Below are 15,273 nucleotides of genomic sequence, written 5' to 3'. Positions count from 1 at the left end.
TCCGGTCTAGGCTCGGGGCACCATGAGCGACGCATCCGCGAGTCCCGACACCCGCACCGCGGTGATCGCCGCCGCCCTCGATTTGTTCGCCGCGCGGGGATTCGAGGCGACGTCGGTGGAGCAGATCGCGCAGGCCGCGGGGGTGTCGCGATCGACGTTCTTCCGGCAGTTCGGCGGCAAGGACGACGTCGTCTTCGCCGATCACGAACTGCTGCTCGACCGGGCGCGGGAGTGGCTGGCGAAGGGGCATGCGGACCCGTGGGAGGCCGTGTGCCGGGCATCTCTCGACGTCTACCGGCATTTCGCCGCCGATCCGGACCTTGCCCGGCGCCGCTACACGGTCGTGCGGGGCGTTCCGGCACTGCGTGACCGCGAGATCGTCACGGTGTTCCGATACGAGCGCCTTTTCGACGAGTACCTGCGCGGAGCCCTCCCGGGACTCGACCCGGTCGATGCCGTCGGATTCTCGGCCGCTGTGACGGCCGTGCACAATCACGTGCTGCGGCGCCTCCTGCGAGGCCCGAAGCGCGTGCCGGCCTCGACACTGCGCCACGCCCTCGACGGCGTACGGCGACGCTTCGGCGTCCTCGCCGACGACGCGGCCGGCGAGGACGAGGTCGTCGTGGCGGTGTTCCCGAAGCGGATGCCGCTGGCAGAGATCTCGCGACGCCTGCGCGACCGGATCGAGGACTGAACCCGCGCGCCGTCCACCCCGCACCGGACGCGGAGGGGGTGCCGTTCGCACGCCGAGGCGAGTAGCTTTCGGACATGACCACCGTCGATCCTCGCCCGACGACCTCCTGGTACGACCAGTCCGCCGATGCGGCGCTGACCGCATTGAGCACCGACCGCGACCGCGGACTGTCGGCGTCCACGGCCTCGACGAGGCTGGCCGAGCACGGCCCGAACGCCATCGTCTCCGAACCCCCGCCGTCGGTGTGGCAGGTCGCGTTGCGCCAGCTCGCCGACCCGATGAACGTCATGCTCGTCGTCGTCGCCATCGTGAGCCTGTTCATCGGTCAACGCAGCGTCGGGATCATGGTCGCCGCGCTCGTGGTGCTGAACGTCGTGCTCGGTACGCGCCAGGAGATGAAGGCCAAAGCTTCGGTCGACGCCCTGGCGAAGATGCAGGTTCCCCAGGCGAAGGTGATCCGCGACGGGTCGGTCCGCGAAGTGGATGCCACGACCCTCGTCCCCGGCGATGTCGTCACCCTTGAGGCCGGCGACATGGTGCCCGCCGACGGCAGGCTGCTGCGCGCGGCGACCCTGGAGACCCAGGAGGCCGCGCTCACCGGGGAGAGCGCGCCCATCGCCAAGGACGCCGGCACGGTCCTCGACGCCGACACGACCCTCGGCGACCGGGTCAACATGGTGTTCCAGAACACCCAGGTGACCCGGGGAACGGCGACGATCGTGGTGACCGACACCGGGATGGGCACCGAGATGGGCCGCATCGCCTCGATGCTCTCGGCGGTGGCCCCGGCGAAGTCCCCGCTGCAGCGGGAACTGGACTCCCTCACCGGTGTGCTCGGGTGGATCGCGTGGGGCGCGGTGGCCGTGATCGTCGTGTTCGGTCTGGTCCGCGGCCAGGAGATCGCCTCGGTGCTCCTGCTCGGCATCTCGATGGCCATCTCGGCCATCCCGACGGGCCTGCCCACGTTCGTGCAGGCGATGCTCTCCAACGGATCGCGTCAGCTGGCCGAGCACAACGCGGTGGTCAAGAACCTCACCGACGTCGAGACGCTGGGGGCCACCAGCGCGATCAACTCCGACAAGACCGGCACGCTCACCATGAACGAGATGACCGTGGAGTCGCTGTACTACCTCGGCGAGTGGTACTCGGTGTCGGGGAGCGGCTACGCCAAGAGCGGCGAGATCCGCCACGCCGCCGGCCAGGACGTGCCGGAGTTCCACCGCCTCGCGTACGGCCTCACGCTGTGCAGCGACGCCACCGTCTCGGACGACGGGGCCGTGGTGGGAGACCCGACCGAGGCGGCCCTCATCGTCCTCGCCGCCAAGATGGGGGTGGATGCCGAACTCAGTCGCGCCCGGTACCCCCGGCTGACCGAAGTCCCCTTCGACTCCGAGTACAAGTTCATGGCGACCTTCCACCGCGTCGACTTCGGCCACGGAGAGGTGCAGGGCGCCTTCGTCAAGGGCGGCCCGGATGTGATCCTCGCCCGCTGCGGCTCCGCGGCCACCGCCGACGGCGTGGTCCCGATCGACCACGAGCGCGAGGCGATCGTCGCCGCCAATCGCTCGCTGTCGGAGAAGGGGCTGCGCGTGCTCGCCTTCGCGTATCGCCGGCTCGCGGACGACGCGGCGATGCCCACGGACCCGATGGGGGCCGTGGACGACCTCACGTTCGTCGGGCTCGTCGGCATCATCGACCCGCTGCGCCCGTCCTCGAAGGAGGCCGTGCGGATCGCCCGCGAGGCCGGCATCGAGGTGCGGATGATCACCGGGGACCACGCCATCACCGCCGCGGCCATCGGCGCCAAGCTCGGTCTCGGCACCGGCGCCGCCAGCGGCGCCGAGATCCAGGCGATGAGCGATGAGGAGCTCACCGCGAGGCTGCCCGACCTGCACGTCTTCGGCCGCGTGACCCCGCAGGACAAACTGCGCCTCGCCCGTCTCATGCAGGAGGACGGCGCGGTGGTGGCGATGACCGGCGACGCGGTCAACGACGCCGCGGCGCTCAAACAGGCCGACATCGGTGTGGCGATGGGTTCGGGCAGCGACGTGACCAAGCAGGCGGGGAAGATGATCCTCGTCGACGACAACTTCGGCACCCTGGTGGAGGCGGTGCGGCTGGGGCGGGCGATCTACGACAAGGTCGTCAGCTACGTCCGGTTCCAGATGTCGCAGCTGTTCGCCCTGGTCCTGCTCTTCCTCACGGCGAGTGTCTTCGCCATCAACGAGGGCGTGCCGCTGACACCGGTGATGGTGTTGTTCCTGAACTTCTTCATCACGATCTTCCCCGTGATCGTGATCATGATCGATCCGGCGCCGGACGGGATCATGCGAAAGCCCCCGCGCGACCCCGCCAAGACGATCGCGAACCCGGGCGCGGTGGGACTGTGGCTGCTGTACGGCGGCACCCTGTTCCTCGCCACGCTCGTGCCGCTGCTGCTGTTCCCGGACCAGCTCAGCCCGACCGAACCCAACGCCCCCGTGACGATGTCGTTCGTCGTGATCGCCCTCGGATCGGTGCTGGCGGGTCTGGTCATGCGCCACGATCCCGAGAGCGGGCTGGTGGCGCTGATCCTCGGCGCGGTGAAGTGGTTGTCGATCCCCGCCGCGTTGACGGTCGCGGCCGTCGAGGTGGGGTTCCTGCAGGAGTTCCTCGGCACCACGGGTCTCGACGGCACGCAGTGGCTCACGGCACTGGGCCTCGCCCTGATCCTGCCGACGGTCGTCGAGATCGAGAAAGCGATCCGTCGCCGCCGTGACACTCAGTACCGCGCCACGTGACACTGCGTGTCGCTAGAGTGGTGGGGAGCGAAAGGATGCCATGGACGACACCTCCCTCCCGGGTGAGCGCATCGCGCGGTACGACCTCGACGCGCGCCTCGACACCGACTACTACGCCGTCTTCGCCGACCTCGATCCGGCCGATCGCGCGGTATGGGACCGGGCGAAGACGCTCGTCGACGAGACCGCCCCGCGCATGCGCGACGCGTGGGACACCGCGGCGTACCCCGTCGACGTCGTCCGACGGTTCGGCGAGCTCGACCTCCTGACCGACGGGATCGATCACCCCGACCTCACGCCCATGTCGCCGCTGGCAGCCGGCCTGGTGAACATGGAGGTCTCTCGCGGGGACGGCTCTCTGGGCACCGTGCTGGCGGTGCAGGGCGGTCTCGCCCTGCGCACCCTGGCCCTGTTCGGCAGTCCCGAGCAGCAGGCGCGCTGGCTGCAACCGCTCGCCCGCGCCGAGGTTCTCGGCGCCTTCGCCCTGACCGAGCCCGACCACGGCTCCGATTCGGTCTCTCTCGAAACCGTCGCCCGGCGCGACGGCGACCAGTGGATCCTGCGCGGAACGAAGAAGTGGATCGGCAACGGCGCATCGGGCGGCATCACCTTCGTGTGGGCCCGGGTCGAGGACGACGGGGCCGAGGACCACGGCGCGGTGCGCTGCTTCCTCGTCGAGCAGGACACCCCGGGATACACCGGGACCGTCATCACGGGAAAGGTGTCGCTGCGCGCGATCCACCAGGCCCACATCACCCTCGACGACGTACGCGTGGCGCGGGATGCGGTCCTCCCCGGCACCCGCTCGTTCAAGGACGCCTCCGTTGTGCTGTACTCGACCCGCTCGGGTGTCGCCTGGTCGGCGCTGGGCCACGCCACCGCCTGTTACGAAGCGGCGCTGTCGTATGCCCAGCAACGCACGCAGTTCGGCAAGCCGCTGGCGAGATTCCAGATGGTGCAGGAACGGCTTGCGCAGATGCTCGAAGAGCTCACGGCGATGCAGTTGTACTGCCGCCACCTCGCCGACCTCGAATCCACCGGCGGGCTGCGCCCGACCCAGGCGTCGCTGGCCAAGTACCACAACACGCGCACGGCGCGGCGGATCGCCGCGACCGCTCGGGACCTGCTCGGCGGCAACGGCATCCTTCTGGAGAACGGTGTGATGCAGCACATGGCCGACATCGAGGCGATCCACACCTACGAGGGGACCGAGAGCATCCAGGCCCTGCTCATCGGCCGCGACATCACCGGGATGAGCGCCTTCGCGTGATCCCTTGCCGACGCGGGTGACCTCCCGCAAGGGGGCCCACCCGCATCGGCGGTGTCGGTAGCCTCGAGCCCATGGGCCTCTTCCGCCGCGAACCACAGCACGTCCAGCTCGACCCGTCCCTGGCCGAGGAGCAGACGCGGCGCGCCCCGTGGCGACTGTGGACCGACGGCTTCGGGCGCCTGGCGACCCGGGCCCTGCAGATCATCGTCGTGGTCATCGTCGTCGCCGCGGCGATCTGGGGCATGCAGCAGCTGACCGTGGTGGTCATCCCGCTCATGCTCGCTCTCATCATCGCGTGCGCCTTCTGGCCGGTCATGGGGTGGATGCGCGCCCGCGGCGTCCCCTCGATCCTGGCCACCCTGCTCGCTCTGCTGGCGATCGTGCTCATCCTCACCGGCGTCGGCTGGCTCATCGTGTGGGCGGTGCGGGACCAGTGGGACGAGCTGTACTCGTCGGCGCAGGATGGGATCTCCTCGGTCATCGCGTGGGCGCAGGACCTGCCGATCGCGCCGTCGCAGGAAGACATCGACGCGTGGCTGGCGACAGCGACCGACTTCATCACCAGCGCGCAGTTCGGTTCCGGTGCGCTGGCCGGTGTGAGCGCGGTCGCGAACTTCGTCACCGGCTTCGTGCTCCTGGTGGTCATCCTGTTCTTCTTCCTGAAGGACGGTCCGCAGATGTGGGAGTTCCTCCTGCGTCCCTTCCGCGGCGACGACTACGTCCGGGCCCGCCGGATCGGCGACAAGACGGTCTCGGTGCTCGGGTCGTACGTGCGGGGAACGGCCACGGTGGCGCTCGTCGACGCGGTGGGCATCCTCATCGGCCTGCTCATCCTGCAGGTGCCGCTGGCGATCCCCCTCGCCGTGCTGGTGTTCCTGCTGGCATTCATCCCGATCGTCGGGGCGACCCTGGCCGGCACCCTCGCCGCGCTCGTCGCACTGGTCGCCAACGGCTGGGTGAACGCGCTGTTCGTGGTCGGCGTGGTGGTGCTGGTCAACCAGCTCGAAGGCAACTTCCTGCAGCCCTTCCTCATGGGTCGTTCCATGAAGCTGCACGCGTTCGTCATCCTGGTCGCGTTGACCGTCGGCACCGTGCTCGGCGGCATCGTCGGCGCGGTCTTGGCCGTGCCGATCGCCGCCGCGGCCTGGGGCGTCATCCAGGTGTGGGACGGCCCCGGCCGCCCCGCGCGCTGGGCGCGTCCGAAGGATCCGATCGAGGCCTGACGTGATCCATCAGATCCCGCAGCCGATGCTCGCCTCGTCGGTGGCGAGCATCCCGGATCCGGCGAAGACGCCCGGAGGCCTCGCGTTCGAACCGAAGTGGGACGGCTTCCGCGCCCTGGTGGCCTTCGACGGCGAACGGGTCGAGATCGGCAGTCGCGGCTCGAAGCCGTTGACCCGCTACTTCCCCGAGCTCGTGGCGGCGTTCGCGCGGAGCCTCCCGGAGCCGTGCCTCATCGACGGCGAGATCGTGGTTCCCCGTGGCGCCCCCGGAACCCAGCGTCTCGATTGGGAGGCTCTCACCCAGCGCATCCACCCCGCCGCGTCGCGCGTGGCCTTGCTGTCCGAGCAGACCCCCGCGATGCTGATCGCCTTCGATCTGCTCGCGCGCGGCGAGCGGGACCTGCAACCCGAGCCGTTCGAGACCCGTCGCGCCGAGCTGGTGGATCTGCTGGGAGAGGTTCCGCATCCGGTCCATGTCACCCGCACCACCGACGACCCCACCGTCGCCGAACGGTGGCTGGCGCAGTTCGAAGGGGCCGGCCTCGACGGCGTCATCGCCAAGCCGCTCGCGCAGCCGTACGCGCCGAACAAGCGCGCGATGTTCAAGATCAAGCACGCCCGCACCGCCGATGTGGTCACGTTCGGCTACCGCGTGCACAAATCAGGGTCCGGCGTCGGCTCGCTCCTGGTCGGCCTCTACGACGGCGACGGGAAGCTGTGGAACGTCGGCGGTGTCGCCGCCTTCACGGACAAGCGCCGACGAGAGCTCATCGACGAGCTCGAGCCCCTCGTCGTCCGGGACGACGAGGGGGCGGCGGTGACCGGCGAGACCGAGAAATCCAGGTTCTCGGGGGGTCGAGACGCGGGCTTCGTCCGTCTGCGCCCGGATCGCGTCCTGGAAGTGCGCTACGACCAGCTCGAGGGGCGCCGCTTCCGCCATACGGTGCAGTTCGCCCGCTGGCGGCCGGACCGCGAACCGGCGTCGTGCACATACGACCAGCTGGAGACGGTCGCCGCCTACGACCTGGGTGACGTGCTCGTCTGACCGCTCACCCGGCTCGCGGCGGGGTGAACTCGATCACGGGGATCACCGCGTCACCGCCGGCGATGCTGTCCATCGCGCCCTTGAGGTGCTTCCAGGCGGTGGGGTTCGCCCGCGCGTACGCGGCCAGCACACGGTCGGATTCCGCTGCGGACAGGATGCGCACGCGCGCCGGAACGCGGCGAGCCCTCCCGGTGGACAGGTACGCGACGCCGTTCGCGACGAGGTTTCTGTACCACTGCGACCGGGTGCCGAACCCCGAGGCGACCCGGATCACGTTGCGATCGCGCGAGATGATCTCGACGACGACGAAGCGCGGCTCGCCGCTGGAGCGCCCGAGGTGTTCGATCATGACGAAGCGGTCCCCGAGCATCCACCCGAACCCGTGACGGTACATCGGGATCGGCAGCCTCATCAGCCGCGGCGTGGCGAGCAGGCGTGCGAAGACGCGGTCGAGCAGGGGCGCATCGGCAGCGATCAAGACGGTTCCTCCCGCGGGCGGTGTCGCGTCGAGCCTAACCGTCCTTCTTCGCGCGACTGGGCTGCACGCGGGGCGGCTCACCCGGCATCTTCGGGAAGTCGGGTGGGAACGGCAGCTCGCCCAGACCCGCGTCGAGGTCGCGTGCCCACCACTCCAGGAGGGTGTCGATCCGTCCGGGCCGTGCGGCGAAGTCCGCCCACGGATCACCGACGGACTCGAGCCGCTCCGGGATGCTCCGGACCGTGAACGCGGCCGGGTCGACCCCCGCCTCGAGCTCGTCCCACGCGATCGGCGTCGACACCGGTGCGCCGGGCAGCGCACGAGGGCTGTAGGCACCGGCCATCGTGCGGTCGCGATTGGCCTGGTTGAAGTCGACGAACACCCGATCGCCGCGCTCCTCCTTCCACCACGCCGTGGTGACCCGATCGGGGAGGCGACGCTCGAGCTCGCGGCCGACGGCGATGACGGCGTGTCGGACGTCGAGGAACTCGTGGGTCGGCTCGATCGGGCAGAACACGTGCAGTCCCCGGCTGCCGCTGGTCTTCACGCAGGGCTCCAGCCCCGCGTCCCGGAGCACCGCGCGAAGCTCGGGCGCCACCGCCGCGGCATCGTCGAAGTCCGTCGCCCCGTGCGGATCGAGGTCGATGCGCAGCTCGACCGGCCGGTCGGTATCGGCCGCGAGAGAGGCCCACGGGTGGAACACGACGGTGTTCATCTGGACCGCCCACACGGCGGCAGCCGCTTCGGTGAGCACGAGTTGCGGATGCCGACGCCCACTGTTGTAGGTGACGGTCACCGCTTCGACGAACCCCGGCGCCCCTCTGGGCGGATTCTTGGAGTAGAACCGCTCACCGTCGATGCCGTCGGGGAAGCGTTCGAGCGAGACGGGGCGTCCGCCGTTCGCGGCGAGGAACGGCCCGGCGACGGCGACCACGTACTCGGCCAGGTCGCGCTTGGTGATCCCTTCATCCGGCCACAGCACGCGGCGAGGACTGGACAGCCCGACTTCGCGGTCGCCGCCGCCGTCCGGTCCGGGAACGGTCAGGGTGATGCGCTCGGACGCCATATCCCGACCCTAGGCCGCGCACCGCATCCCCGAAACCACCAGGATGCGACGAAACCACCCCGACACGAGGCGGATTCGGGGTGGTCTCGACGAGAAGGGGTGGTTTCGGGTGCGGTCAGGCGAGTGCGATCACCGGCGCGAGCTGCTCGCGGCTGAGCCGGATCCACGGGCCGGCGGGGTCGATCACGACACCACCGATCTCGGGGTCGGCGGTGAGGGCCCCGGCCAGTTGGGCGGCGGTGATCGGCGCGGGCTGATCGTTGCGCTTCATCGCCGCCACTTCGAGGGGATGGGTGAAGACCTCGAGGTAGCGGGTGCCGTCGTCGGCTCGGCCCTGGGCGATGCCCATCTTCTCGCCATCGGCTGCCTTACCCACGGCCACCCACAGCCGCGCATCCGGGATGGCCTCGACGACCGCATCGGCAGTGGTCTCGGTGCGCGGAGTCGACAGCAGGGTCTTGACCGCCAGCTTCTCATCGGCCTGCTCGAGCATCTTCTCGATCAGCTCGCGCGGCACGACGGCGCGAGCGGGCGCCGATGCCGGATCGATGATCAGGCCCGCGTAGGAGCCGCCGAGGACGTACTTCAGAACCGCCGGCACGGGCTGCCCGACCGCGGAGGTCTGCGCATCGTTGTCGGCGGCGAGGCTCTTCTGCAGGGCCGCCCCACTGCTGTAAGCGAGGACGAACTGCTTGTCGCCGATCTTGGTGACCGCCAGCGGCAGGCTCTTCCCCTCGGACAGCAGGGCGCGCGCGTCGCCCTTGACCCGCAGGAAAAGGTGCCCCTGCAACAGCTGGCGCGCGACATCCATCAGCCCGTCGGCCGGTGCGGCGTCGGGCAGCTTCTTGATGGCCTCGCGCACCGGCACGTTGTCGCGCACACCCGGGATCGACTCGGCGCGCACCGGTCCGCCCGAGGCCGACCGGGGCGCGGCGTCGCCGGCCGGTTTCGATCCCGCGGCGGCCTCGGCATCCGCGACCATCGACGAGGAGGCATCGGATGCCCGCGGCGTCGACGGTCTCGCCGGGCCGCCACCCAGCCCGCGGAACGCCGACGTCGAGATGTTCATGGATGCGGCGGCCTGCGCAGCGGCCGCATCGGCCTCTGCGGTCGAGGCGACGTCAGCGTCGGTCGGGGCGTCCGTCGACTCCGTGGGCTCGGACGCTCCCTCACGGGAGCGATCGGGCTGGGGGTCTTCGCGCTTGCGGCGGGAGAAGAAAGCCATCACTTCGAGCCTAGCCCGTGACCGCCGGCGAACCACCCGATGCGGCGTACCCTCAGCCGATCTTCTCGATCGGCGCGATCTTGACCAGCAGCTTCTTCGACCCGGCACCGTCGAAACGCACGTGCGCGACGCGCTTGGCGCCCTCGCCGGTGATCGTGTCGACGCGTCCCTCCCCGAAGTCGTCGTGGCGGATCCGATCACCGGGGGCGAGCGCCATGTCGCCGTTGTCGCGAACCTTCGCCGGAATGCGATTGGTGAACTTCTCCAGGCCCGGCTTGGGCTCGCGTCGCCCCAACGGGACGAGGTCGTCGCCGTAGCGACCGCCGCCCCCTCCCCGGGGCGAGCCGCCGCGAGCGTTCAGCGCGCGCGAACGCGTTCCTCCGCGGGAGTTGACGTCTCCCGGCGATTGTCGCCAGTGGAGCAGCTCGGCCGGGATCTCCTGCAGGAAGCGGCTCGGCATGGCGACGGTCACCTCGCCGAACTGCGCGCGCGTCATCGCCAGCGAGAGGTAGAGGCGCTTGCGCGCGCGGGTGATGCCGACGTAGAAGAGCCGACGCTCCTCCTGGGGCCCGCCCGGCTCTCCCGCCGAGATGCGGTGCGGAATGAGGTCTTCCTCCACGCCGGTGACGAAGACCGCGTCGTACTCGAGCCCCTTCGCGGTGTGCAGCGTCATGAGCGACACCGACCCCGAGGCGTCGTCGAGGTCGTCGGCGTCGGCCACGAGCGCGACTTCGGTGAGGAAGTCGATGACGGTCCCTTCCGGGTTGTTGCGCGCGAATTCGCGCGCCACGGCGACGAGCTCGTCGAGGTTCTCCAGGCGCGCCTCGTCCTGCGGGTCACGGCTGGCGCGCAGCGCATCGGAATAGCCGCTCTTGTTCAGGAGCAGCTGCAGCCCTTCGGCGACGACGGTCGGCGACGGGATCTCGCCCGATCGCGGCAGCATGAGGTCGGTGGCCTCGGCGATCACGGCATCGAGCTGCGCGATCGCCGCCTGGATCTTCGGCCCCACCCCGAGTGCAGAGGAGTTGGCGAGCGCGTCGCGGAAGGTGATCTGTTCGTCGGCGGCATAGCGGGCGATCGCCGTCTCGGTGACGTCGCCGATGCCGCGACGGGGCTTGTTGAGGATGCGCCGCACCGCCATCTCGTCGGCGGGATTGGCCACGGCGATCAGGTAGGCCAGGGCGTCCTTGATCTCGGCACGCTCGTAGAACTTGGTGCCGCCCATGATCTTGTACGGCAGCGCGGAGCGGATGAAGATCTCCTCGAGCGCCCGCGACTGACTGTTGGTGCGGTAGAACACAGCGATCTGGGAGTAGTCGACACCGTCGCGGTGCAGCCGCTCGATCTCGTCGGCGACGAACTGGGCCTCGTCGTGCTGCGAGTAGCCGGTGAAGCCGACGATCCGCTCCCCGGCACCGACGTCGGTCCACAACTTCTTGTCCTTGCGGTCGAAGTTGTTGCCGATGACGGCGTTGGCGGCGGAGAGGATGTTCTGCGTCGACCGGTAGTTCTGCTCGAGCAGCACGACCTTGGCGCCCGGGAAATCGCGCTCGAACTCGCTGATGTTCCGGATGTCTGCGCCGCGGAAGGCGTAGATCGACTGGTCGGAGTCGCCCACGACCGTCAGCGACGCCGCGTCGCCCTCGTCCGGCTCCGCATCCCAGATCATCAGGCCCCCGCCGCCGTCGACAGGTTCGGCGTCGGTGCCCGGCGGACGGGTGAGCTCGTGGATCAGCGCGTACTGCGCGTGGTTGGTGTCCTGATACTCGTCGACGAGGATGTGCCGGAACCGACGCCGGTACGTGTCGGCGACGTTCGGGAACGCCCGGAAGAGATAGACGGTCTGGGCGATGAGGTCGTCGAAGTCGAAGGCGTTCGCCCGCTGCAGCGAGCGCTGGTAGTCACCGAAGACCTCCACGAACACGCGCTCGGCGGGGTCGCTCATGTTCGCCTGACGCGCGTAGGACTCCGCGTCGGCGAGCTCGTTCTTGAGCTTGGAGATCTTGGACTGCACCGCTGCCGGGGTGAGCCCGAACGCGTCGGCCTCGTGCTCTTTGACGAGCCGCTTGATCAGTGCGCGCGAATCGCCCGAGTCGTAGATCGTGAACGACCGGGTGAAGCCGAACTGCTCCGCCTCACGGCGGAGGATGCGCACGCAGGCCGAGTGGAAGGTGGAGATCCACATGCCCCGTGCCCGGTCGCCGATGAGCTGTTCGACGCGCTCGCGCATCTCGCCGGCGGCCTTGTTGGTGAAGGTGATGGCGAGGATCTGGCTCGGCCACGCGTCGCGCGTGCGGAGCAGGCTCGCGATGCGGTGGGTCAGCACGCGCGTCTTGCCGGAGCCGGCTCCGGCGACGATCAGCAGCGCCTTGCCCCGGTAGGTCACGGCGTCGCGCTGGGGCGGGTTGAGCCCGTCGACGAGGTCGGCATCGACGCGGTCCGCGCCGGAGCGGGGGCCGTGGTCGGGGTCGACGATGAGAGGGACGGATGCCGCGTCGGAGGCGGCCGCGGAGGCGTCGGTCATTGCCGCACCAGTCTACGGCGCCCCGCCGACACGCCGTCGGCGTCAGCCCAGCGCGCGGCGTGCTTCGCGGATGCGGGCGAGAGGCTCCGCCAGCGCCGGCGGCTCGGCCCCGATGTCCTCGAGGGTCGACCGTTCGATGTCGTCGTACACGTCCGTGGGTTCACCCGCGCGTCCCGCGAGCACGGCGTGACGGCGGACCGCGGCGGCGAAGGTGTGGGCGTCGCGGTACGCGCCCAGGCGGTCGTGCACGGCATCGCCCGCCTCGGCGAGCGCCGACACCTCCGCGGCGTGCAGATCGGGGGCCGCCGCGGCCACGGCCTCGGCGATGTACCGCAGGCGGCGTCCGGCCTTCCTCAGGGCATGCACCGTCGCGTCGGTGCCGTCACGCTCGCGCGCGCGCCGTCGCACCCGTCGTGCTTCGTGGCGGAGCACCGTCGAGACCAGCACGCCGGCGTCGGAATCAGCGTCCGTCACGCGGAGATCGCCGACGAAGTGGGCCAGCAGACGCGCGCGCTCGCGGGCGCGACGAAGATCGCTCATCTCGACCAGGCGCGCGTGTGCGCGGGCGTACTCGGCCCGGGGCTCGTCGACGAGGCGCTCGAAGGCGGGACCGTCGGCGATGCCGCGCGCCTCGAGCGCCTTCTCGGCCGCGGCGGCGAGTACCTCGACGTCACGTGCCACGCCGAGTTGCCGACCCCACTCGGCATAGAGCACGCGCAGTCTTTCGACCGCCGGCTCGTCGAGCGAGCCGCGGAAACCGGCGAGCACGCTGCGAAGCCGCCGCACGCGGGTGCGGTGCTGGTGGAGTCCGTCCGGGACGTCTTCGAGCATGGGACGGTGCGTCGACTCCATCTCCGCAGCGGCGGTGCGCACGATGTCGGAAACGAGATCGCCCGCGCGGGGGTCGGGCCGGCTGGACATGCCCACACTCTAGGGGCGCGGCGAGGACGCCGCGGTCTCCAGCGGCAACATCACGGTGAACTCCGCCCCCTCGCCGAGTGCGCTGCGCAAGGTGACATCGCCGCCGTGGGCGCGCGCGATCCGGCGGGTGAGAGTCAGGCCGAGGCCGGTCCCGGTGTGCTGCCGCGCCAGTGACGAGTCGATCTGGACGAAGGGCTCGAAGACCGCCTCGCTCATATCGGGCGCGATGCCGATACCGCTGTCGCGCACCACGATCGCGAGCGCATCCCCCCGATGCTCGGCGGTGACCTCGATCCGCCCGCCGACGGGGGTGAACTTCGCGGCGTTGCCGAGCAGGTTGATCACCATCTGCACCACGCGCCGACGATCGGCGGTGATGCGCGGCAGCACGGGGGGCGTGCGCACCACGAGGCTGAGGTCGCGCTGGTCGGCCAGTTCGCGCACGACCGACGCCGCCTCGTGCACCGCCTCGACGAGGTCGACCTCGGCCACGTCGAGGGTCAGTCCCTCCGCGTCGGACTTGGCGGCGTCGAGGATGTCGTTGATGACGCCCAGCAGGTGCCGGCCACTGCGCTCGATGCGCACGACGGCGTCCCGTTGTCGTTCGTCGAGGTCGCCGTAGATCCCCCGACCCAAGATGGAGGCCAGGCCGATGACGGAGTTCAGCGGCGTCCGCAGCTCGTGGCCCATGCCGGCCAGCAGGTCGTCTTTCGCGCGTGCCGTGCGCTCGGCGGTGTCCTTGGCACGCCGCAGCTCCGCCTCGATCTCCTTACGAGCTGCGATGTCCCGACCGATCAGCGCCGTGACGGGCGAGCCGGAGATGGTCGAGCGCACGACGGTCACCTCGACCTGGACGTCGGCGCCGTCGACGGTCTGGACCGACAGGTCGATCGCCTCACCCGACGTCAGGGCCGCCATGGTTCGTTCCCGGTACTCGCGTCCCGTTCCCGCGGGCAGGAGGCGCCGCAGCGGGGACCCGATGAGGTCCTCCCGGGAGGTCGCGAACATGCGCGCCGCGGCGGCATTGGCCCCCTGGATCACCCCGTCGTCACCGAAGGTCAGCATCGCGTCGGCGGCTTGGGCGAAGATGGCGCGCGCCAGCTCGGTGACATCGCGCTCGCGCTGTTCGGCGACGCGACGGTCGTGCTCGGCATCCGTGGCGGCGATCAGACTGCCCGCCGCCGCCGCCAACGGGGTGAGGTAGTCGATGGCCCAATCGTCGAACCCGTCCGGCGCGTTCGCGAGGGCGATCACGCCGAACACGGAGCCGCCGCGGACGATGGGCACCGCGACGATGTTGCGGAGCTCCTGCACCGTCTCCGGCACGCCGGACGCCGCCGCCTGCGGGTCGTTCGACAGCAACGGAGCCCGCGTGCTCACCACCAGGCCCAGGGGGTTCCCGACGATCGGGATCTCGCACATCGACCGGCCGTCGGGAAGGACCTGCCGACCCTGTCGAGGGTCCCAGTGGAACCGCGAGGTCGCCCAGCTGCGCAGGTGCGGCGCCTCCTGATCGCCGCGCATGTCGGCGATGATCCCGTGCTCGGCACCGAGCGAGTCCATCAGCGCCTTCAGGACGTCTTCGAGCAATGCGGCGAGCGCGTCTCCGGCCAAGAAGCCCGTCTGCATCGAGGTGACGGCATGCAGGAGTGCGTTCGACCGCGTCAGCTCGTGGTCGGCGCGGGTGAGGTCGGTCACATCCTCCATGACGCCCTCGAAGAAGGACACGGCACCGTCCTCTCCGGCCACCGCGCGCGAGCGCACGCGGACCCACACCCGCGTGCCGTCCAGTCGGCGCAGCTCGATCCGCTCGGCGGGCACACTCTCACCGGCGAGCGCACGATTGAGCAGGAACTCCCGGCGGGTGGGATCGGCGTACAGGTCTCGCACGTTCACGGCAGCGAGGGAGTCGAACGACTCCGCGCCGAGCAGCTCGACCAGCGCGTCGTTGCCGGCGACGAAACGGCCGTCGACGGTCGTCCGGTAGACGGCGACGGGGAGCCCGGCGATGATGTCGCCGAGCACCGCGGAGTCGACGGGCGACACG

General features: G+C 70.3%; 11 protein-coding genes. 5 read left to right on the top strand and 6 right to left on the bottom strand.

Translation table 11 applies throughout. The features are described 5' to 3' along the window. The first annotated feature begins 22 nt into the window (after positions 1-22). The 5 genes from RZO50_RS07855 (at position 23) to RZO50_RS07835 (ending at position 7,012) form a co-directional block, all read left to right on the top strand. Positions 23-694, top strand: coding sequence for a TetR family transcriptional regulator (locus RZO50_RS07855; RefSeq protein ID WP_322599156.1), 672 nt, complete (start codon positions 23-25; stop codon positions 692-694). Positions 695-768: 74 nt separating this feature from the next. Further along, positions 769-3,474 (top strand): cation-translocating P-type ATPase, encoded by a 2,706-nt coding sequence (locus RZO50_RS07850; protein WP_322599155.1) that lies wholly within the window; start codon positions 769-771, stop codon positions 3,472-3,474. Positions 3,475-3,514: 40 nt separating this feature from the next. Then, a complete protein-coding gene (locus RZO50_RS07845; protein ID WP_322599154.1) occupies positions 3,515-4,744 on the top strand; it encodes an acyl-CoA dehydrogenase family protein in 1,230 nt (409 codons plus the stop codon). 71 nt (positions 4,745-4,815) lie between these two features. Continuing rightward, on the top strand, positions 4,816-5,967 hold the full coding sequence (locus RZO50_RS07840; protein ID WP_322599153.1) for an AI-2E family transporter: 1,152 nt from the start codon (positions 4,816-4,818) through the stop codon (positions 5,965-5,967). 25 nt (positions 5,968-5,992) lie between these two features. Then, positions 5,993-7,012: an ATP-dependent DNA ligase gene (locus tag RZO50_RS07835; RefSeq protein WP_416211588.1), complete on the top strand. Its 1,020-nt coding sequence runs from the start codon at positions 5,993-5,995 to the stop codon at positions 7,010-7,012. A 4-nt stretch (positions 7,013-7,016) separates the two neighbouring features. On the opposite strand, the gene RZO50_RS07830 is transcribed toward RZO50_RS07835, so the two are convergent. The 6 genes from RZO50_RS07830 to RZO50_RS07805 all read right to left on the bottom strand — a co-directional run bounded on the left by RZO50_RS07830 (position 7,017) and on the right by RZO50_RS07805 (position 15,272). Beyond that, positions 7,017-7,490, bottom strand: coding sequence for a nitroreductase family deazaflavin-dependent oxidoreductase (locus RZO50_RS07830; protein ID WP_322599151.1), 474 nt, complete (start codon positions 7,488-7,490; stop codon positions 7,017-7,019). A 34-nt stretch (positions 7,491-7,524) separates the two neighbouring features. Continuing rightward, positions 7,525-8,556 carry a non-homologous end-joining DNA ligase gene (ligD, locus tag RZO50_RS07825; RefSeq protein WP_322599150.1) on the bottom strand — a complete coding sequence of 344 codons (1,032 nt, stop codon included), beginning with the start codon at positions 8,554-8,556 and terminating at the stop codon, positions 7,525-7,527. 115 nt (positions 8,557-8,671) lie between these two features. After that, complete coding sequence (locus RZO50_RS07820) at positions 8,672-9,781, bottom strand: SseB family protein (protein ID WP_322599149.1); 1,110 nt, start codon at positions 9,779-9,781, stop codon at positions 8,672-8,674. Positions 9,782-9,833: 52 nt separating this feature from the next. Then, complete coding sequence (locus RZO50_RS07815; RefSeq protein WP_322599148.1) at positions 9,834-12,305, bottom strand: ATP-dependent helicase; 2,472 nt, start codon at positions 12,303-12,305, stop codon at positions 9,834-9,836. Between the two features lie 42 nt (positions 12,306-12,347). Beyond that, entirely contained in the window at positions 12,348-13,226 is an 879-nt protein-coding gene (locus tag RZO50_RS07810; protein WP_322599147.1) for a CHAD domain-containing protein, read from the bottom strand. A gap of 9 nt (positions 13,227-13,235) precedes the next feature. Beyond that, positions 13,236-15,272: an ATP-binding protein gene (locus RZO50_RS07805; RefSeq protein ID WP_322599146.1), complete on the bottom strand. Its 2,037-nt coding sequence runs from the start codon at positions 15,270-15,272 to the stop codon at positions 13,236-13,238. Position 15,273 lies beyond the last annotated feature (1 nt).

Origin of the sequence: Microbacterium xanthum (genome assembly GCF_034531355.1) — a bacterium.
GTDB classification, from domain to species: Bacteria; Actinomycetota; Actinomycetes; order Actinomycetales; family Microbacteriaceae; genus Microbacterium; species Microbacterium xanthum.
Note: the sequence above shows the minus strand (reverse complement) of the source record. Positions and strands in the feature narration are given on the sequence as shown.

Bases quoted from the DNA above. Each gene is read 5' to 3' on its own strand.
- RZO50_RS07835 (WP_416211588.1), top strand. From the start codon at position 5,993: ATGCTCGCCTCGTCGGTGGCGAGCATCCCGGATCCGGCGAAGACGCCC.
- RZO50_RS07855 (WP_322599156.1), top strand. From the start codon at position 23: ATGAGCGACGCATCCGCGAGTCCCGACACCCGCACCGCGGTGATCGCC.
- RZO50_RS07820 (WP_322599149.1), bottom strand. From the start codon at position 9,781: ATGGCTTTCTTCTCCCGCCGCAAGCGCGAAGACCCCCAGCCCGATCGC.
- RZO50_RS07810 (WP_322599147.1), bottom strand. From the start codon at position 13,226: ATGTCCAGCCGGCCCGACCCCCGCGCGGGCGATCTCGTTTCCGACATC.
- RZO50_RS07845 (WP_322599154.1), top strand. From the start codon at position 3,515: ATGGACGACACCTCCCTCCCGGGTGAGCGCATCGCGCGGTACGACCTC.
- RZO50_RS07850 (WP_322599155.1), top strand. From the start codon at position 769: ATGACCACCGTCGATCCTCGCCCGACGACCTCCTGGTACGACCAGTCC.
- RZO50_RS07840 (WP_322599153.1), top strand. From the start codon at position 4,816: ATGGGCCTCTTCCGCCGCGAACCACAGCACGTCCAGCTCGACCCGTCC.
- RZO50_RS07815 (WP_322599148.1), bottom strand. From the start codon at position 12,305: ATGACCGACGCCTCCGCGGCCGCCTCCGACGCGGCATCCGTCCCTCTC.
- ligD (WP_322599150.1), bottom strand. From the start codon at position 8,556: ATGGCGTCCGAGCGCATCACCCTGACCGTTCCCGGACCGGACGGCGGC.